This window comes from Arthrobacter russicus, assembly GCF_031454135.1.
Taxonomy (GTDB): domain Bacteria; phylum Actinomycetota; class Actinomycetes; order Actinomycetales; family Micrococcaceae; genus Renibacterium; species Renibacterium russicum.
Genome location: NZ_JAVDQF010000001.1, coordinates 945,089 through 962,918, shown reverse-complemented (window position 1 = coordinate 962,918; position 17,830 = coordinate 945,089). Strand labels below are relative to the sequence as shown.

General features: G+C 64.7%; 15 protein-coding genes. 11 read left to right on the top strand and 4 right to left on the bottom strand.

Annotated elements, in window-relative coordinates; translation table 11 throughout:
* Positions 1–2 precede the first annotated feature (2 nt).
* Positions 3–752 (top strand): hypothetical protein, encoded by a 750-nt coding sequence (locus JOE69_RS04525; protein ID WP_296365118.1) that lies wholly within the window; start codon positions 3–5, stop codon positions 750–752.
* A 225-nt stretch (positions 753–977) separates the two neighbouring features.
* Here JOE69_RS04525 and JOE69_RS04520 read toward each other — a convergent pair whose 3' ends face one another.
* Both JOE69_RS04520 and JOE69_RS04515 read right to left on the bottom strand, forming a co-directional pair.
* On the bottom strand, positions 978–1,208 hold the full coding sequence (locus JOE69_RS04520; RefSeq protein ID WP_309796441.1) for a GntR family transcriptional regulator: 231 nt from the start codon (positions 1,206–1,208) through the stop codon (positions 978–980).
* Positions 1,209–1,343: 135 nt separating this feature from the next.
* Entirely contained in the window at positions 1,344–2,051 is a 708-nt protein-coding gene (locus JOE69_RS04515; RefSeq protein WP_309796439.1) for a S1 family peptidase, read from the bottom strand.
* A gap of 668 nt (positions 2,052–2,719) precedes the next feature.
* On the opposite strand from JOE69_RS04515, the gene JOE69_RS04510 reads away from it, so the two are divergent.
* From JOE69_RS04510 to JOE69_RS04485, 6 genes are all read left to right on the top strand, one after another.
* Positions 2,720–3,631 carry an ABC transporter permease gene (locus tag JOE69_RS04510; protein WP_296365573.1) on the top strand — a complete coding sequence of 304 codons (912 nt, stop codon included), beginning with the start codon at positions 2,720–2,722 and terminating at the stop codon, positions 3,629–3,631.
* Positions 3,628–4,572, top strand: coding sequence for a carbohydrate ABC transporter permease (locus JOE69_RS04505; RefSeq protein WP_309796438.1), 945 nt, complete (start codon positions 3,628–3,630; stop codon positions 4,570–4,572). The genes JOE69_RS04510 and JOE69_RS04505 overlap by 4 nt, the downstream gene beginning before the upstream one ends.
* Before the next feature lie 49 nt (positions 4,573–4,621).
* On the top strand, positions 4,622–6,307 hold the full coding sequence (locus JOE69_RS04500; protein WP_309796436.1) for a type 2 periplasmic-binding domain-containing protein: 1,686 nt from the start codon (positions 4,622–4,624) through the stop codon (positions 6,305–6,307).
* A gap of 69 nt (positions 6,308–6,376) precedes the next feature.
* Positions 6,377–7,363, top strand: coding sequence for a LacI family DNA-binding transcriptional regulator (locus JOE69_RS04495; RefSeq protein WP_309796433.1), 987 nt, complete (start codon positions 6,377–6,379; stop codon positions 7,361–7,363).
* Between the two features lie 98 nt (positions 7,364–7,461).
* Positions 7,462–8,700 carry a Gfo/Idh/MocA family protein gene (locus JOE69_RS04490; protein WP_309796431.1) on the top strand — a complete coding sequence of 413 codons (1,239 nt, stop codon included), beginning with the start codon at positions 7,462–7,464 and terminating at the stop codon, positions 8,698–8,700.
* Positions 8,697–9,635 (top strand): DMT family transporter, encoded by a 939-nt coding sequence (locus JOE69_RS04485; protein WP_309796429.1) that lies wholly within the window; start codon positions 8,697–8,699, stop codon positions 9,633–9,635. The genes JOE69_RS04490 and JOE69_RS04485 overlap by 4 nt, the downstream gene beginning before the upstream one ends.
* Here JOE69_RS04485 and JOE69_RS04480 read toward each other — a convergent pair.
* A complete protein-coding gene (locus tag JOE69_RS04480) occupies positions 9,622–11,619 on the bottom strand; it encodes a right-handed parallel beta-helix repeat-containing protein (RefSeq protein ID WP_309796427.1) in 1,998 nt (665 codons plus the stop codon). The two genes, JOE69_RS04485 and JOE69_RS04480, sit on opposite strands and share 14 nt — an antisense overlap.
* A 163-nt stretch (positions 11,620–11,782) precedes the next feature.
* Between JOE69_RS04480 and JOE69_RS04475 the strand changes: the two genes are divergently transcribed.
* Positions 11,783–13,204 carry a sulfatase family protein gene (locus JOE69_RS04475; RefSeq protein WP_309796425.1) on the top strand — a complete coding sequence of 474 codons (1,422 nt, stop codon included), beginning with the start codon at positions 11,783–11,785 and terminating at the stop codon, positions 13,202–13,204.
* Positions 13,205–13,230: 26 nt separating this feature from the next.
* Here JOE69_RS04475 and JOE69_RS04470 read toward each other — a convergent pair whose 3' ends face one another.
* Entirely contained in the window at positions 13,231–14,142 is a 912-nt protein-coding gene (locus tag JOE69_RS04470; RefSeq protein ID WP_309796422.1) for a LysR family transcriptional regulator, read from the bottom strand.
* Between the two features lie 129 nt (positions 14,143–14,271).
* Between JOE69_RS04470 and tdh the strand changes: the two genes are divergently transcribed.
* From tdh to JOE69_RS04455, 3 genes are read left to right on the top strand one after another with little or no spacing between them, the layout of a single operon-like run.
* Entirely contained in the window at positions 14,272–15,318 is a 1,047-nt protein-coding gene (gene tdh, locus JOE69_RS04465; protein WP_296365094.1) for an L-threonine 3-dehydrogenase, read from the top strand.
* Positions 15,319–15,327: 9 nt separating this feature from the next.
* Entirely contained in the window at positions 15,328–16,575 is a 1,248-nt protein-coding gene (locus JOE69_RS04460; RefSeq protein ID WP_309796420.1) for a glycine C-acetyltransferase, read from the top strand.
* Positions 16,576–16,633: 58 nt separating this feature from the next.
* On the top strand, positions 16,634–17,821 hold the full coding sequence (locus JOE69_RS04455; RefSeq protein ID WP_309796418.1) for a M20/M25/M40 family metallo-hydrolase: 1,188 nt from the start codon (positions 16,634–16,636) through the stop codon (positions 17,819–17,821).
* Positions 17,822–17,830: the final 9 nt, after the last annotated feature.

Genomic DNA, 17,830 nt, shown 5'->3' with positions numbered 1-17,830 from the left:
CCTTGGCCTGGCATCAGGTAGCCCGCACGCTCTCCGAAGGGGACAACCACCCGAACGAGGACGCCTGCGGCTTCGCCGGCGATACCGCTTGGGTGATCGACGGCGCGACCTCGGTGCTGGAGCCGTTGGGCCTGCCGGCGTCGAGCGACCCGGGCTGGTTGTCCGGGGTGCTCGGCGCCGAGCTCGCCGCAGCCGCCGGACTGCACGGCACCCGGGCCGTGCTCGCCGAAGCCCTGCGCCGGGTCGACCGGCTCGGTTCGGGGTTGGTGGCGGAGGAAGCCGTCCGATTCCCGTCGGCCGCGCTGTCCTTGGCGCAATTGACCGCTGATGGCGTCGAAGTGCTTTCGCTTGCGGATTGCCATGTGGTGCTCCGGGAACCGGGCGGGCGGATCCGGCACGTGGTCGCCTCGCTGGCCGATCCGAATGCGCCGGCGATGAGCCGGGAACAGCTCGCCGCCTCGCGGCGGAGCCGGAACACGCCCGAGGGCCTCTGGGTGGCCCGGCGTGAACCGGAAGCTGCCGAGCACGCACTCGTAGTGCAGTGCGGCCGGCCGGAACTGGTGACCCTGGTCAGCGACGGTGCCTGGCGCGCCGTCGACCTGGGTTTGCTGGCCGGGCCGGAGGAGTTCCTCGACGCGGTGGAAACGCCGATCGGCGCCCTGGAGGTGCAGACCGCGCTGCGCAAGCACCAGGCGGCAATCGGCGAAAAGGCCGACGACGCCACGATCTTGGTGCTCAAACCCGCCGAGTAAGCCCCACGAGCGGCCAGCTCCGCAGGTTGAAAAACCATCTTTACCTGCAGAGCTGGCCACTCGACGAGGCGACGGTTCAAATAGTAGACCCGGGAGTTCGAGCAATTTCTGTTCTACCCGACTGGCCCGACGCCGTTCCAACTCGATGACGCGACCGCTGGGCGTGGCACCGGCCGTCTTGGCCCAATGGGAGAAACTCACCAGCGCGGAAAAGCTCTGCAACCGCTACCCGGGTACGGCCTCCCGTCGTGTGCCCTGCCGAGAGGTGACCACCCCGGTGGCCCGCAGATGCGAAAAAGTCTGCCGGATGGTGCCACGGGAGACTTGGTATTGTGCGGCCAATTCGAATTCCGAGGGCAAACTCCGGTCCGCGATGAATTCACCGGAAGCGATGCGGTTGGCGAGTTCGTCGGCGATTTTCCGGTACAACGGGGTTTTCTGCGGGGGAGTGCTCACGGAGACGAGTCTAAGCGAGAGTTGCCGGCCCAGGTCTGCGGCCGGCCTGGCGCAGCCGGGTGTGGCGTTCCGCCGCGCAGGCCCTGTGGGGCCGAACCGCGGAACGCCACACCCGGCTGTTTGAAGCAGCAGGTCTCAGAGGCCGGTGACGCTCTTGATCCAGCTCAAGCCCTTGGAGACGTTGGTGTAGCTGCAGAGGCCTTGCGGGTCGACGCCGCCGTTGGAACTAGTCGAGGCGACGCCGACGACTTTGCCGCCGACGACCAAGGGGCCGCCGGAGTCGCCCTTCCAGCAGGAACCGTCCACGCCCCGGAACTGGATTGCCGGGCCGCCGGCATTGTCCGAGCCGGTGCCGGAAATCCGGACGTTGGCGGTCTTCAAGTTCGCGGCCGCCGGGCCGTTCTGCGAGGTGCGTCCCCAACCGTAGATGTCGCCGCTGGTGCCCACCGAGGGAGTGGTGGTGCCCAAGGTGGCGGGCGTGACATTCGTCGGTTGGGCGAGCTCGACCAGGGAGAGGTCGCCGCCGCTCCAGCTCACCACGCGCTTGCTGGCGATTTCGGTTCCGCCGGTCAGGCTGGCACTGCCGACCTTGATGCTCACCGTGCCGCCGACGCAATGCTTGGCAGTCAGCACCCAAGTCGAAGAAATGACCTCGGAGGTGCAGTTGAACTGTCCGTTCAGCAGGAGTTTCGCTGCGTAGGGAACCTGGGAAAAGTCTGCCGTGCCGCCGCCGATGATCCGGGGCGTGGCGGTTTCCGCATTGGCTGCGCTCGGGAGCGCCGTTGCTCCGCCGAGGGCCAGTGCGGTGATCGCCGCAGCGGCAAAGAGTTTCTTCATCTTCATGGGATGTCCTTCGTTGAGGTTACTCAATGGTCGGACCGGCCGACATCGTCGTCGTCAGGCCCGGTGGATACTCAACCGTTGCTTTAATTTCGGCCGGGGACAAGAGCGCAGGCGATACTGGGAGGCTATTAACACCGAATTCGGATTTATTTTTCAGAAAAGCAAAGATGCACTTTGTTGGTTAAAGCAACGAAATATTCAATCGGTTATTAATCATCGCTTTACGGTTATTGATTTCCGGCCATGCCGGTGTCGAGCGGGATGCGGGCGCTCGGCGCGGCGCGTCCGGTCGCGCTTGCGGCATGCGTCGCTGCGTGCGCGGCGCGACCCGAGGGTCCCTCGAGGGATGCCCGTCAATGGCGAAACATGATTGTAACGACGATCTTCGATCAAGTTCTTGCATCTTGGCAGCCTGCCGTTTATGGTTTGTTAAACGTTTAACAGACTGTGAGCTGAGTCACTGACCCAGTTCCTGGCCAGAGAGGGACTCCATGGGTTCAGCCACCCTGCAACGCCCGGATGCGCCGAAACCCGGTGGCGGCCGACGCCGTTCGGCCAGCGCGGCGGCCATCTCGGCGGCTCCGTCCGGTTCCGGAAGCGCGGCTGCCGGGCCGACCGGAAAACCGACGAAAATCCCGTTCGGGGTGCGGGTCCGGCGGGATTGGCAGATGTTGCTGCTCATGGTCCCGGGCCTGTTGTTCCTGGCGCTGTTCTTCTACATCCCGATTCTGGGCAATGTGATCGCGTTCCAGGACTACCAACCGTTCCTGGGCATCGAGAACAGCGATTGGGTCGGTTGGCAGAACTTCGTGGAACTCTTCAACAATCCGGATTTCTGGACTGCGCTGCGCAACACCTTGGTCTTGGCGGTGTGGCAGCTGGTGCTCTTTTTCCCGGTTCCGCTGGGGTTGGCCCTGATCGTGGATTCGTTGATGAGCTCGAAACTGCGCCGCTGGTTCCAGAGCGTGGTCTACTTGCCGCACTTCCTGTCCTGGGTGCTGGTCATCGCGCTCTTCCAACAGATGCTCGGTGGCGCGGGCCTGATCAACAACCTGCTCCGGCAGTGGGGCCTGGACGCGATTCCGTTCATGACCAACCCGGATACCTTCCCGTTGCTCTCCACGGTCCAGCTGGTCTGGAAAGACGCCGGTTGGGCGATGATCATCTTCCTCGCCGCCCTGGCCCAGATCGATGCCTCGTTGTACGAGGCCGCAGCAGCCGACGGGGCCGGCCGCTGGCGCCGGCTCTGGCACATCACTTTGCCCGGGTTGCGCGCCGTGATCGTGCTCTTGCTGATCCTGCGGATCGGCGACATCCTCAGCGTCGGCTTCGAACAGTTCTTGCTGCAACGGGACGCGGTCGGTCCGGGCGCGGCCGAAGTGCTGGACACCTTCACTTACTTCTCCGGCGTCGTCGGCGGCGGGTGGAGCTCCGGTGCGGCCGCCGGGTTGGCCAAAGGCGTGGTCGGCGCGATCTTGATCTATTTCGCGAACAAGGTGGCGCACCGGTTCGGCGAATCCGGCATCTTCCAAGCCGGCCCCGGCAGCACCAAGCAGAGCAGAAAGGCAGCGCTCCGATGAACTCCCTATTGGCCCCGCCAGGAGCAGCAACCCGACGCCGGCGCAAAGCCGGGCTGACTTTCAACCCCTCCCGCCCGGCATGGAAAGAACGGCCGTCGCCGTGGTACCAAGGGCTCAAAGCAGTGATCATCGGTCTGATCACGCTTTCCATCCTGGTGCCCTTGCTCCTGGTGGTCGCGACGTCGCTCGCGGACGATGAACAGCTGGTTGCCGCAGGCGGGTATGTGCTGTGGCCCGAGCGCCCGACGATCCAGGCCTACCAGACGATTTTCAGCAGTGCCTTCATGCTCCGGGCGCTCGGCGTGAGTGCTTTCATCACCGCGGTGGGCACCGCGCTCGCGCTCTTCGTCACGGTGACCATGGCCTACGCGACCAGCCGGATGGTGCTGTTTTCCCGTCCGGCGCTGCTCCTGGTCCTGTTCACCCTGCTGTTCGCCCCCGGATTGATCCCGATGTTCCTGATGGTCAAACAGCTCGGCTTGTTGAACACCGTGTGGTCGTTGATCCTGCCCGGGATCTTCGTAGCGTTCAATTTCGTGGTGATGCGGGCGTTTTTCATGGGTCTGCCGCAAGAGTTGATCGAAAGCGCCAAGATCGACGGGGCCAGCGATTTCACGATCCTGTGGCGGATCGTGCTGCCCTTGTCCAAAGCCGTGGTCGCCGTCGTCGGGCTCTTCTACGCGGTGGGGTTCTGGAACGCCTTCTTCAACGCCTTGCTCTACATCAACGACAAAACGTTGTACCCGGTGCAACTGGTATTGCGGAACTTCGTGGTGCAGGGCGGTTCGTTGGCGGACCAGTTGGGCGTGGCGACGTCGCCGCCGCCGCAGTCGATGCAGATGGCGGTGGTGGTGGTGGCGCTGGTGCCGATCCTGCTGATCTACCCCTTCATCCAAAAGCATTTCAACAAGGGCGTCATCACCGGCGCGATCAAGGGCTGAGGCCCGGTATGCAAGCACAGGCACACACCTCTGAGAGAAAGCAGGCGTCATGAACATGGACAACAAGGCTGCCACCGGATTCAACCGGCGCGGGTTTCTGGGACTCGCCGGATTCTCGGTGACCGCGCTGGCCCTGGGCGGAACCCTGACCGGATGCGGCAGCGGCGGAAGCAACGGCGGCGGTGCAGCGGCCTCCGCCCAGGTCAAACTGCCGACCTACCGCGAGTTCAGCAAGGTGCTGCCCGATTTGCCCGGCAACGCGCAGGGGCTGCAAGCGGCGTTCCTCAAAGTTCCGGCCGAGCTTGTGGCATCGACGCCCGGGGCGCCCTTGAAAGGGGCGGTCAGCGCGCTCACCGAAACCTTCGAAACGATGTCCCCGGCGATGCCGGACAATGCGTTCTGGCAACGGCTCAATGCGGCGCTTGGCGGAACGCTGGACCTGCAGATCGTCGAGGACGTCGGAGACGGCTACCCGGCCAAGTTCGCCACCGTGCTGGCCGGCGATTCGCTGCCGGACTTGATGTGGATTCCGCCGAACCAGGGCATCCCGAACGTCGGTCCGATGCTCGAAGCGAAATTCCAAGACCTCTCGGATTACCTCTCCGGCGATGCGGTGCTGCAGTACCCCAACCTCGCTGCACTCAAGCCGGATTCCTGGAAGACCGCAGTGGTCAATGGCAAGATCTGGGGCGCGCCGATACCGAGCACGCCGTTCGGCCAGGTGATGGCCGGGAACAAAGGCGTCTGGGCGCAAGTGGGCGGGATGGCTTCCGCCGACGCCGAGGAGTTCTTCGCCAAGGCCAAGGAGCTCACCCGGCCCAATGAAGGCAAATACGCATTGGAATCGATCGCCGGCGGCTCCTTGGTCAACATGCTGCACATGTTCACCGAATGGTACGGCGCCCCGAACAGCTGGGCGGTCAACCAGGACCGGACGCTGACCCATCTCTACGAGACGTCCGAGTATCAAGCCGGTTTGGAGTACGCGGTGAAGCTCTTCGCTGCCGGGGTGTTCTACCCGGACGCGAACGCCACAGACATCTCCAACCGGGTGGTCAACGGTTCGATCGCCGCCCAGGTGATCGTGGGCCCGCACGACATCCGCCGGTATCGGAATCTGAGCGCCGAGGCGCAGAGCGAAATCCTGGTTCCATTCGCCGCGGTCAAGGGCGGCAAGCCGACCTATGACATGGGTTACGGAACGGTTGGCTTCACCGCCTTCAAAAAGGCTGAGGAGGCTAAAATCCGCGAGTTGCTGAGCTTGGTGGATTATCTTTCGGCGCCCTTCGGCACGGTGGAGTACATGCAGAAGAACTATGGCGAAAAAGGCAAGGATTATCTGCTGGACGACTCCGGAAATCCGGTCTATTCCAGCACCGGAAGCACCGACATCCCAGGTTTGGCCAGTGCCTTGAACATCATGACCAGCCCGGAGAAGGTGATTTTCAATCCGGCGTTTCCGGACGACACGAAGTACATTTACGAACAAGAGAAGAAACTCCTCGAGTTCGCGCAGCGGAATCCGACCAATGGCACGTATTCGGACACCAACGCCAAGGTCGGGGCGAAGATCACCAAGACCTTCCGGGACAAAATTGTGGATATCATCACCGGACGGGCCAAAGTTTCCGATCTGCCGGACGCGGTGAAGCGCTGGAAGGCTGATGGAGGCGACAAAATCCGCGAGGAATATCAGAACGTGCTGCCGGCCGACGTGCCGGTCACCGGCAAGTAGCAGCAGGAATCCCGGGCAGTCGGGGGCAGTGTCCAGCGGACGGAATGGGAGAGCAGGCCAGTGGGCAGAGTGACCATCAAGCAGGTCGCCGAGCAGGCTGGGGTTTCGACGGCGTCGGTTTCCTATGTGCTCTCCGGCCGATCCGGTTCGCCGGACGGAAACGGCGGGGTGGCGAAGGCCACGGCGGAACGGATCCGGGAGGTCGCCGGGCGCTTGGGCTACAGCCCGGACCGGGCCGCCCGCAAGATCCGGACCGGACGGACCGAAACCATCCTGCTCTCGCTGACCATGCTTTCGGATCCCTGGGCACTGGGTGTGATCGAAGCGGTGCAACGCCGTGCGATGCCGCTGGGCATCACGCCGATGATTCTGGCCGACGCCGATTGGGCCAGCGTGCTCCGGGGCCACGACGCCGATGCGGTGTTCATCGATGCGGCTTCGCCCGGGAAGCAGCCGGAACTCGAGGCGTTCGCCGGACAGGGCAAACGGCTGGTGGTCTTCCAGGAAGAGTTGCCGGCCGCCGGCTTCGACGTGATCCGTTCGTTGGCCGGCCCCGGCTGCGTGCTGGCGATGCAGCATTTGCTCGGAAAACACCGCGAAATCGCGATCCTGACCACCGAACGGTCCCGGAACAACTCGGATCCGGCCAGATTCCAACCCTATGTGGACGGATTGGCGGCGGCCGGGATCCCGTTGCGCAACAACTTCATCGCCACCTTCGACCGCTCGCCGGCGAGCGCCTATGCCGCGGCGATGCGGTTGTTGGATCGGGCCGACCGGCCGAGCGCAATCTATGCGACGACGGATTTCGCTGCGATGAGCGCGGTGAATGCGGCGCAACGGCTCGGCCTCCGGATCGGCACGGACTTGGACGTGGTCGGCGTCGGCAATACCGAAGAAGGGGAAAGGATGGCGCCGAGCCTGACTTCGGTGGGCCCGGAAGGGTTCTTCGACGCGGTGGCGGAGCTCTTGGTGCGCCGGGCGCAAGGCGATGATTCGCCGGCTCGGGTCATCGATTTTCCCTGGAAGATTTTCGTGCGCGAAAGCGCTCCCTGAAACTTGCACAAACCCCGCTGAGCGTTGACTTGTGGCGGCTATGGAACCTGATTGACCGCCATAAGTCAACGCTCAGCGGGAAGAGGAAAGGACAAACTATGACTGAGCTGGATTTGCGCGTCGGGATCGTGGGGTTCGGCCTGCGTGCCGGATTGTGGCGTTATTTGGAACAGCCCTCGAACGGGGCAGCCGGATCCCGGGTGAGCATCGTCTGCGACCTGAGCGAACGGGGCCGGGCGGACGCGGCGGCCAAGCTTCCGGAGGCAAAGGTCACCGCGGATTTGACGGAGCTGATCGCCGAGCGCCCGGACGCCGTCGTGGTGCTGGTCCCGGACTTCGCCCATGCCGAGGTGGTGATCCCGCTCTTGGAGGCCGGCATCCCGGCCTTTTGCGAAAAGCCGCTGGACATCTCGCTGGAGGCGGCGGACCGGATCCTGGAAACCGCCTACCGGACCGGCACCCGGCTCTACGTGGGACACAATATGCGGCACATGCCGGTGGTGCGGCAAATGCGCGAGATCATCGAATCCGGCCGGATCGGCGAAGTCAAAGCGGTCTGGTGCCGGCATTTCGTGGGCAACGGCGGGGATTACTACTTCAAGGACTGGCATGCGGAACGGGCCAAGGTCAATTCCCTGCTGTTGCAGAAAGGGGCGCACGACATCGATGTGATCCACTGGCTGGCCGGTGGATACACCCGCTCGGTCTCCGCGATCGGATCGTTGAGCGTGTACGGAGACGTGGCCTCCCGGCGGGACAACTCGGACCGGCGGATGGGGGATTGGTTCTCCGCGGGCAACTGGCCGCCCGCAGCGCAGACCGATCTGAATCCGGTGATCGACGTCGAAGACCTTTCGATGATGCAGATGGTCCTGGACAACGGGGTGCTGGCGTCCTATCAGCAGTGCATGTTCACGCCTGACTATTGGCGGAATTACACGGTGATCGGTACCGAGGGCCGGATTGAGAACTACGGCGACGGCCCGGGGGAGTTGATCAAGATCTGGACCAGCCGGCACACGCACAGCCTGCCCGAACCCGATGAGACCCTGGTGATCGCCGGCGACGACGAGGGGCACGGCGGTGCGGACCCGTCCTTGATTGCCGAGTTCCTGCGCTTCGCGGTGTCCGGAGGCCCGACGGCGACCAACCCGGTCGCAGCCCGGGAAGCCGTCGCAGCAGGGGTGCTCGCCGCGCAGTCCTTGCGCAGCGACGGCGGGGCCCGGCGCGTTCCGGAGCTGCCGGCCGAACTGCGCGAGTACTTCGAGGCCGGACAGCCGGACTCCGGGGGTGCGGTCCGCGCGGCAACGGTGCCGGATGTGGCAGCGGGGCGGTGAGCCCGGCCAGGACCTGGTTGCTGTGCACGGCGCTCGCGGTGCTGTTGGCCGCGACCTGGGTCCTCTCCGGGGTTTTGTTGGAACGCAACGATCCGCAGACCGTAGCGGCCGGGCGGTCGCTGTTCAGCTGTTTGGGTTTGCTTTTGATCGCGCTGCGCAGCCGGGGTGCGCTCGTGCGATCCCTCCAGTTGATCGTGCGCAAGCCGGCTCCGTTGCTGGTCTCGGGGGTGCTCGGCGTGGCGGTCTACGCGCTGTGCTCGGTCTTCGCGATCTCGGTGGTGGGGACGTCAGTGACCAATCTGGTCATTGCGATGGCGCCTGGCCTGTCTCTGGTTTTCGGCGTGCTTTTCTTCCAACAGCGATCCGGCCGGCTTGCCGCATTGGCCGTGCTGTTGGCAGTCGTGGGCGCCGCCGTCTATGTGTTGGGCTCGTTCCATGCCACTACGGCTGACGGCCCGGTCCGGCTCGCCGGTATTGCCGCCGCGGTGATCGCAGTGAGTTCGATCGCGCTCTACGGCCAGCACTATGCCCGGATCTCCCGGGGGTACGATCCCGGGGACTTGCTGCTGGGCATTTTCCTGTTCGGCACGGTGCTGCTGTTTTTGCTGCTGGCGGCGACCGGCTCATTCGCCGGATTCTTCGCGATTGCGCCGCTGGATTGGCTCTGGTTTCTGGTTTTGGGTGTAGCAGTCTACGTTCCGGTATATCTGATCCAACACCGGTTGATCCATGACAAGGGCGCGGTTTTCACCGCCACGGTCTCGCTGGCCGTGCCGTTTCTGGTCCGGGCAGCGGAGATCTTCTGGTTCGGCAAACCCTGGCCCAACCCGGCCGAGACGATCGGGCTAGTGCTCTGTGTGGTCGGAATCGCCGTGGTGCTGCGCAACGGGGCGAAGCGCCCGGCCGCCACAAAGGCGCAGCTCAGAGCGGACTGATCGAGAAATCATCGCATCGGGCGGTGCCTGCCGTGGGCCGGTAGCAGAACGCCGTGGCGCTGCTGCCGTTCGCGGTGAAATCGACCGAGACCTGGGTCCAACCGGTGCTGCTGGAGGATGAACTCTGCTGGTTTCCGTTGTTCTTCATGCCCAACACGGTCGGCTGGCCGTCGGAGGCGATCCAGGCGGTCAACCGGTATTTCATCCCGGGCGTCATCCCGCTCACAGTTTGTTCGGCCGTGGCGAATTTCGAGGCGGTGGCGTTGAGGCTGAGCGCGTAAGCCCCGCTGCGCGCCGCGCTGCTGATGCTGGCCCGGCTCGCGGCCCAGGGCGACAGGCTGCCGCTTTCGAAGCCCGGGTTGGCCAGGGAAGGCGCGCTGTTGGCCAGCACCGGGGCCGGAGCGGGGCCGGCCACCCCGGCTCCATTGTCGGCGCCGATATTGGGCGCGGTATCCGCGGCCACCGGATTGCCGAAGGCGTCCTGTCCGCCGTTGTCCGGAATCACCGCCCCGGCAGCCAGCGCAGGTGAACTGTCGTGCAGCCGATAGCCGTCCAGAGCCTGGATCGAACTCCCGGTGCCGCGGCCCATCAGCCGCGGATCCGCGCCGATGCCGCCCGGATTGGCCGGCACGGAAGCGACGTTGAACACGGCGTTGTTGCCGAGCACGTATTTGCTTCCGGAGGCCAGCTTGAAGCTGGCGCTGCCGCTGCCCTCTTTGAGCACCAGATTGTTCCGGAAAACGACGTTCCGGGCGTTTCCGTTGTTCTCATTGATCACGGTCTGCGAGATCCCGGGGCCGATGTAGATGGTGTTGTTGTAAATGCTGGCACTTTCGATCCCGCCGCTACAGTTCTCGAAGCCGCGGTAGCTGTCGTTCTGGCTGATGTTGTAACGGATCACTGCGTTCTTCACCACGCCGGTCGCGTTGCAGAGCAGGAAAAAGCCGCCGGCATTGTCGTGGCTGTAGTTGTACTCGAAAACCGTCCCGTCGGTGCCCTGGTCGACGTCGAAGGCCATGCCGTCCCGGGTGGTCTGCCCACCGGAGGCTTCGTTGTACCGGAACACCGTGCCATCGGAATTCCAGGGCCAGATCCCGGCGTTGTAGCCGGCCGAGCGTTTCTGGAAGCCGGCCACGGTATTGCGCTCGATCAGCGCATTCTTCGCGGTTTGCGCGACGATGCCGTCGCCACCGGTGTTCTTGACCGTATTGCCGCTGATCACCACACCGGTGCTCGGCGTCCAGGGATAGCTGATCGTGCTGCTGCCGACCGCGGCCCGTTCCGCCCAGACCGAGGCGACCGCGCTGATGCCGCTGCGGTCCACTGTGTCCACGGTGTTGCCGAGGATCCGCAAATCATCGAAATTGCTGGGTTTGGCGGTGCCGGTCACGCTGGCCAGGATCCCGCCGCTGCCGTTGGTGTCCTTGCTGTCGTCGCCGGCGATGTCATGCACGTAGAGGTTTTGGACCACGACGTGGTTGGCCGTGCCGAAGTTCTCCAGATTGACGAAGACCCCGCGTCGCTTGCTGGCCGGCAGCTTCGCATTCGTGACTTCGAGGTCCCGGATTTCGATGCCCTGGATGTTCTTCAACAGCACGGTGTCGGTGGCGCCATTGCCGTCGATCACCGGCCGGGCGCTGCCGGGGCCGTAAGCGCCGATCGAAATCGGAGACTCCGCGGTTCCTGAACCCTGTGGGGCCAGAGTGCCCCGGCAACTGCTGCCCCGTTTGAGCGACACGGTGGCTCCGGGGGCGAGCAGCAGCGCATTGACCGAGTCCAGCGAGTTGAACGGAGACTGCGTGCTGCGGCCATTACCGGACGCGGCCGCGGAACAGTCGACGAAGTACTGGTCGCCGACGACGGCCGAAGCCGCGGCCGCCGGTGCCGCGATCGCCGGTGCCGCGATCGCCGGCCCGGCGACCAGCCCGACGGCCAGGCCCATGGAAAGGACGGCGGTGCTGGTAGCGCGCAGTGCGAAAGCCATGTTATCTCCAGAATAGGTAGACGCCTTGGCGTAAATCTGACTGATCATGATCAAAATGTCAATGAAAAAATCGCAGCGTGTCAAAATTCGGGGTCGGGTGACGTAGCATCGGAGCAACACTCCGCCGCACTTCGACGCCGTCCTTCGCAAGGAGTCCACCCGCATGCCCGGCACCCGGAAACCCAATGTCCTGCTGATCATCTCCGACGACCATGGCTATGGGGACCGGTCCGCGACCGGGCTGTGCCCCGATGTCAGCACTCCGGCGCTGGATCGTTTGGCTGCCGACGGTGTGGACTACTCGGACGCCTACGTCACCGCGCCGATCTGTTCGCCCTCCCGGTCCAGCCTCATCGTCGGGGTGCATCAGAAACGCTGGGGCGGGCATTGGTTCAACGATTCCGCGATGGCGCCCGAAACCTTCCAGACGCTGCCCGAGCGGCTTGTCGAGGACGGTTACCGCACCGGCTATTTCGGCAAGGTGCATTACGGCCACGAGGAACCGGGAGACCGGGCCTGCCCGGAGCAGCATGGTTTCCAAGAGGTCTACTACGGCTTGGCCGCAGGGCAGATGGGCCGGCTCAATTATCTGCGGCATTCGGCGCAAGCAGTCGCCGATTACGGCCCCGAGGCGTCCTGGCGGATGGCCGTGCAGCCGATGTTCGAGGGAGCCGGCGGTGCCGTCCAGGAAAGCGAACTCGAAGGATTCCTGACCGAGGAGCTCGGCCGGCGCACCCGGGAATTCATCGCCGGGGACGGGCAGCCGGAAGCGCAGCCGTTCTTCGCGATGCTCGCATTCAATGCAGTGCACAACTTCTGCTGGCAGCTTCCCGACGACGAATTGGCGGCCCGGGGCTTGCCTGCGCTGGCGGATTGGTCCGAGACCGCGGGCAGCTATCTCGATTGGTACGAAGAGGCGATCAATCCCAATTTGGCGAACGGCCGGGCCTATTACCTGGCGCAGCTCGAACTCATGGACCGGCAGATCGGCTTGATCCTGGACCAGCTGGACGAGGCGGGCATCGCCGAGGACACCTTGGTGTTCTACCTGACCGACAACGGCGGATCGACCTGCAACTACGGGGACAACGCTCCGTTGCGCGGCACTAAGTACACCTTGTACGAAGGTGGGATCCGGGTGCCGTTCCTGGCGCGCTGGCCCGGCGGCGGGTTCAGCGGCGGGCGGACCGAATCCGGAACCGTCAGCAGTCTGGACATTGCGCCTACGGTGCTGCGGGCCGCGGGGGTGCCGGGCAGCGGAGTGCTCGACGGCGTCGACTTGGCCGAGCCGTTGCCGCCCGGGCGCGAATTTCATTGGGACTGCGGTTGGACCTGGGCGGTGCGTTGCGGCGATTGGAAACTCACCTGGACCGATCCGGACTCCGAAGCCGCGAAGATGGTCCGCCTGATCGAGCATGCCGATCCCGGCAGCGGATACCGGCTGCACAACCTGGCCGAAGATCTGGGCGAGCAGCACGACGTGCAGGCGTCCCGGCCGGATATCGTCGAAGACTTGCAGCGCCGGCGTCGGGACTGGGTGGCAAGCCTCGAGTGGCCAGATCAGCAGGTTGAACGCCGGGATTGACCTGCAGATCTGGCCACTCGGAGAGGTCAATGGGCGGCGACCAATTCGCTGACCACGGCGTGCAGCGCATCGGCGACGGCGCGCACCGATTGCCGGGCCAGGTTCTCCGGACGGCTCAGCAGATCGATTTTCCGCCTGGTCCGGATGCCGTCCAACGGCTTGAGCAGGACTCCGGGCGGCAGGGCCGCAGTGGCCAAATAGCGGGGCAGCAGTCCCAAGACCCCGCCGCCGGCCACGATCGAAGCCACCGTGCTGTAGTCGTTCACCCGGTGCGCCACCTGCGGTTCCGCACTGGTGACCATCGAAATCGCATTGAGCACATCCGCGGGGGAGTAGCCGGCACGTGAAGTGGCCCAACGTTCGCCGGCCAGGTCCTGCGGGCGCAAGGCAGCACGTCCGGCCAAGGGGTGACCGGTCGGCAGCACCACGTCGAACGGTTCCTCGGCCAGCGTGGTGGCGGTGACTCCGCTGGAATCCCATTGCCCGCTGTGCGACATCCGATGCGCCAGCACCAAGTCGTAGCGCCCGGTGAGCGCCGGGAAATCGTGTTCTGAGACGTCTTCGTCGGCGAGCGCCAGCGACGGACCGTGCCCGGCCTTGAGTTTTTCGATCAACGGGCCGAAGAGCGTTTGGCCGGCACTGTGGAAGGCGCAGACGCTGACCGTGCCGCGGGGATCCTCGAGATGTTCGCCGATCGCGGCCTCGGCCTGGGCCATGGCTTGAATCACCTTGCCGCCGGCTTCGGCGAGCACCTTCCCGGCCTCGGTCAAAACCAGGGTGCGGCCTTCTTTCCGGGTCAGCGGGACGTCGATGCCCCGTTGCAGTTGCGCCAACTGCTGGGACACCGCGGACGGGGTGACTTTCAGGGTCTCAGCCACCGCGGTGACGCTGCCCAACTCGCCGAGCTCACGCAACAGCTGCAACTGATGGATTTCCATGTAGCCAATGCTAAAGGGAAGTTTCACATTTCCGGGATTGTGCTAATGGGATCCAGGTCATCTAATGGATCCGAGAGGTCATTGCAGACCAGCCGATGAGGCGTAGCAGAGATTGAAGGCGCAGTTCGCATGAAAGCATTGTTCAAGCCGGGCCCGCAGGCCGGATTCGAGCTCGTGGAACGTCCGGAACCGGAGACCGGCGAGTTCGATGTGAAGATCAAGGTGATGACCACCGGTATTTGCGGTACCGATCTGCACATTCTGGCCTGGGACGCCTGGGCGGCGTCCACGATCAACGCGCCGTTGATCGCCGGGCACGAATTCTACGGCGAAGTGGTCGAGGTCGGCGGTGAAGTCAAAGACGTCAAAGTCGGCGACCGGGTCTCCGGCGAAGGCCACATCGTGTGCGGTACTTGCCGGAACTGCCGCGCGGGGCGGCGCCAGATGTGCATCCGGACGCAGAGCGTCGGCGTGCAGCGCGACGGTGCGTTTGCCGAATACGTGGTGATTCCGGAAACCAATGTCTGGGTGCACCACGATGAATCGATCACCCCGGAGCTCGGCGCGGTCTTCGACCCGTTCGGCAATGCGACGCACACCGCCTTGGCTTTCCCGGTGCTCGGCGAGGATGTGCTGATCACCGGCGCCGGGCCGATCGGCCTGATGGCGATCGCCGTCGCCCGGCATGCCGGAGCCCGGAAGATCGCGATCACGGATGTCTCCCTGCCGCGTCTGGAACTCGCCCGCAAACTCGGTGTGGACCTCGCCGTCGATGTCTCCAGCATGCGGGTCAAAGACGCCCAGGCTGCATTGGGCATGCGGGAGGGGTTCGACGTCGGACTGGAGATGTCCGGCCACCCGACCGCCTTGCCGGAAATGATCGGGAACATGAACCACGGCGGACGGATCGCGATGCTGGGCCTGCCCGCTGCGCCGATCGACATCGATTGGGCCAAGGTCGTGACCCATATGCTCACGCTCAAGGGCATCTACGGGCGCGAAATGTATGAGACCTGGTACGCGATGAGTGCGATGCTCGCCTCGAACCCGGTGCTGCGCGAGGGCATATCCTCGATCATCACGGATGTACTGCCGGCGACCGAGTGGGAAGCCGGATTCGCCGAAGCCAAGTCCGGCGTCGGTGGCAAAGTTGTGCTCGACTGGACAGTTTTCTAGGAGAATCCCATGTATTCAAGCATCAAAGACCAGTTGGCCGGCGAGCTCGACGAGATTCGCGCGGCCGGCTTGTTCAAGACCGAGCGCAAAATCGCCTCGGCGCAGAGTTCGCACATCCAAGCCGGTCCGTTGGACGGCAGCGCGGCCGCGGGCAGCATCAAATCCGTGCTGAACTTCTGTGCCAACAACTACTTGGGCCTGGCCGATCACCCGGACCTGATCGCGGCGGCGAAGCAGGCACTGGATCAGCGCGGATTCGGCATGGCCAGCGTCCGCTTCATCTGCGGCACCCAGGACTTGCACTTGGAACTCGAGCAGCGGATGTCCGCCTTTTTGGGCACTGAAGACACGATCTTGTTCTCCTCGTGTTTCGACGCCAACGGCGGGGTTTTCGAGTCGTTGTTCGGACCGGAGGACGCGATCATTTCGGACGCGCTCAACCACGCCTCGATCATCGACGGCATCCGGCTTTCCAAGGCAGCCCGCTACCGTTATGCGAACCAGGACATGGCGGATCTGGAGGCGAAATTGATCGAGGCCGGCCAGCAAGTCCGGCCGGACGGCGGCACCGGGGCCCGGCGCACGATCATCGTCACCGACGGCGTGTTCTCGATGGACGGCTATCTGGCGCCGCTTGCCGAAATCTGCGACTTGGCCGACGAATACGGCGCCTTGGTGATGGTCGACGATTCGCATGCGGTCGGTTTCATGGGCGACAGCGGAGCCGGAACCCCGGAACATGCCGGAGTTTCGGACCGGGTGGACATCTACACCGGGACGTTCGGCAAAGCGCTCGGCGGAGCCTCCGGCGGCTATGTTTCCGGGCGCGGCGAAATCGTGGCGATGCTGCGGCAGAAGGCCCGGCCGTACCTGTTCTCGAACTCGCTGGCGCCGGCCATCGTCGCCGCCACGCTGACCGCGTTGGAGTTGGTGCAGAACTCGGCGCAACTGCGCGAGCGGCTTTTCGAAAACGCCGCATTGTTCCGCCGTCGGATGACCGAGGAGGGCTTCGAACTGCTCGACGGCGAGCACGCGATCATTCCGGTGATGTTCGGCGACGCCGCGCTGGCGGCGCAGATCGCTGACGCGATGCTGGCGCACGGCGTCTATGTCACCGCTTTCAGCTTCCCGGTGGTGCCACGCGGCGCGGCGCGGATCCGGGTGCAGCTTTCCGCATCGCATTCGGCGGCGGATGTCGAAGCCTGTGTGCAGGCGTTCATCGCCAGCCGGGAGGCTGTCGGAACCAGCTTGGGCTGATAGCATTCCGGCCTAGTGCCTCATCCCGGAAGGGACCGGGCGCGCAATACATGCCGGAATGTTCATTTTCATGGGGGTGCCAGGCTTGGCAGAACTGCTGATTTCCGTACCGCAGGCCGCTCGGTCAGTCGAATCGCTGATCGGCGAACTCAAAGTGCTGGTGCACGCCGAGTCGCCGAGCCGGGACCACCTTTTGCTGGAACGTTGCGCCGGTTTGATTTCCGCCCTGGGCGAGGTCAACCTGGGGATCTCACCGCAGATCGAGATTGATGAAGGCGTGCCCCGGATCCTGTTCGACTTCGGCGCGCACCCGCAGGGGCGCGGCGTGCTGATCCTGTGCCACTACGACACGGTGTGGGAGCAAGGCGCCTGGCGGCAGGACTTGTTCAGCAACGATGCCGGGGTGATCCGGGGTCCCGGGGCTTTCGATATGAAGGCCGGGATCCTGCAGGGTTTCCGGGCGCTGCGGCTGTTGCGCGAGGCCGGCCAATCGCTGGCCGGCGTCCGGGTCCTGGTGACCGGGGACGAAGAGGTCGGCTCCGGGACCTCGCGCGGACCGATCGAGGCGCTGGCCAAGGGCATGGACGCGGTTCTGGTGCTCGAAGCTTCCGCCGATGGCGGAACGCTCAAAACCGCCAGAAAAGGCATTTCGATCTACCGCCTGGAAATTCAGGGCCTGGCCTCGCATACCGGGTTGGACCTGGACAAGGGGGTCAATGCCACGGTCGAAGCAGCACATCAGGTGTTGGCCGTGAGCGCCTTGGCGGATCCGGTTGCGGGGACCTCGGTGACGCCGACGGTTCTGCGTTCCGGGACCACCACCAATACTGTCCCGGCCCGGGCCTTGCTCGATCTGGATGTGCGGGCCTGGACGGTTCCGGAGCTGGAACGGGTGGATGCCGCACTGCGCGCTTTGCTGCCGAACCTGCCCGGCATCCGGCTACGGCTCGACGGCGGAATCAACCGGCCCCCGCTGGAACCCGCGGCATCGGCGGGACTCTACGCGCTCAGCCAGGAAGTCGCTGCGGGACTGGCCATCGATCCGCCCGGGTCCGCCGCGGTGGGCGGTGCTTCGGACGGCAATTTCACCGCCGGGATCGGAGTGCCGACCCTGGACGGCCTGGGTGCGGTGGGCGGCGGGGCTCACTCGACCGAGGAATACATGCTGGTCGGTGCGATCGCCGAACGCACCGCGCTGCTCGCCGGCATCGTGCAGCGGATCCTGCAGGGCGACTTCGAGCGCTGACTGGCCGGG

Coding starts and splice junctions, on each gene's coding strand:
- JOE69_RS04480 (WP_309796427.1), bottom strand. CDS start 11,619: ATGGCTTTCGCACTGCGCGCTACCAGCACCGCCGTCCTTTCCATGGGC.
- JOE69_RS04490 (WP_309796431.1), top strand. CDS start 7,462: ATGACTGAGCTGGATTTGCGCGTCGGGATCGTGGGGTTCGGCCTGCGT.
- JOE69_RS04475 (WP_309796425.1), top strand. CDS start 11,783: ATGCCCGGCACCCGGAAACCCAATGTCCTGCTGATCATCTCCGACGAC.
- JOE69_RS04500 (WP_309796436.1), top strand. CDS start 4,622: ATGAACATGGACAACAAGGCTGCCACCGGATTCAACCGGCGCGGGTTT.
- JOE69_RS04515 (WP_309796439.1), bottom strand. CDS start 2,051: ATGAAGATGAAGAAACTCTTTGCCGCTGCGGCGATCACCGCACTGGCC.
- JOE69_RS04510 (WP_296365573.1), top strand. CDS start 2,720: ATGTTGCTGCTCATGGTCCCGGGCCTGTTGTTCCTGGCGCTGTTCTTC.
- JOE69_RS04460 (WP_309796420.1), top strand. CDS start 15,328: ATGTATTCAAGCATCAAAGACCAGTTGGCCGGCGAGCTCGACGAGATT.
- JOE69_RS04470 (WP_309796422.1), bottom strand. CDS start 14,142: ATGGAAATCCATCAGTTGCAGCTGTTGCGTGAGCTCGGCGAGTTGGGC.
- JOE69_RS04505 (WP_309796438.1), top strand. CDS start 3,628: ATGAACTCCCTATTGGCCCCGCCAGGAGCAGCAACCCGACGCCGGCGC.
- JOE69_RS04455 (WP_309796418.1), top strand. CDS start 16,634: ATGTTCATTTTCATGGGGGTGCCAGGCTTGGCAGAACTGCTGATTTCC.
- tdh (WP_296365094.1), top strand. CDS start 14,272: ATGAAAGCATTGTTCAAGCCGGGCCCGCAGGCCGGATTCGAGCTCGTG.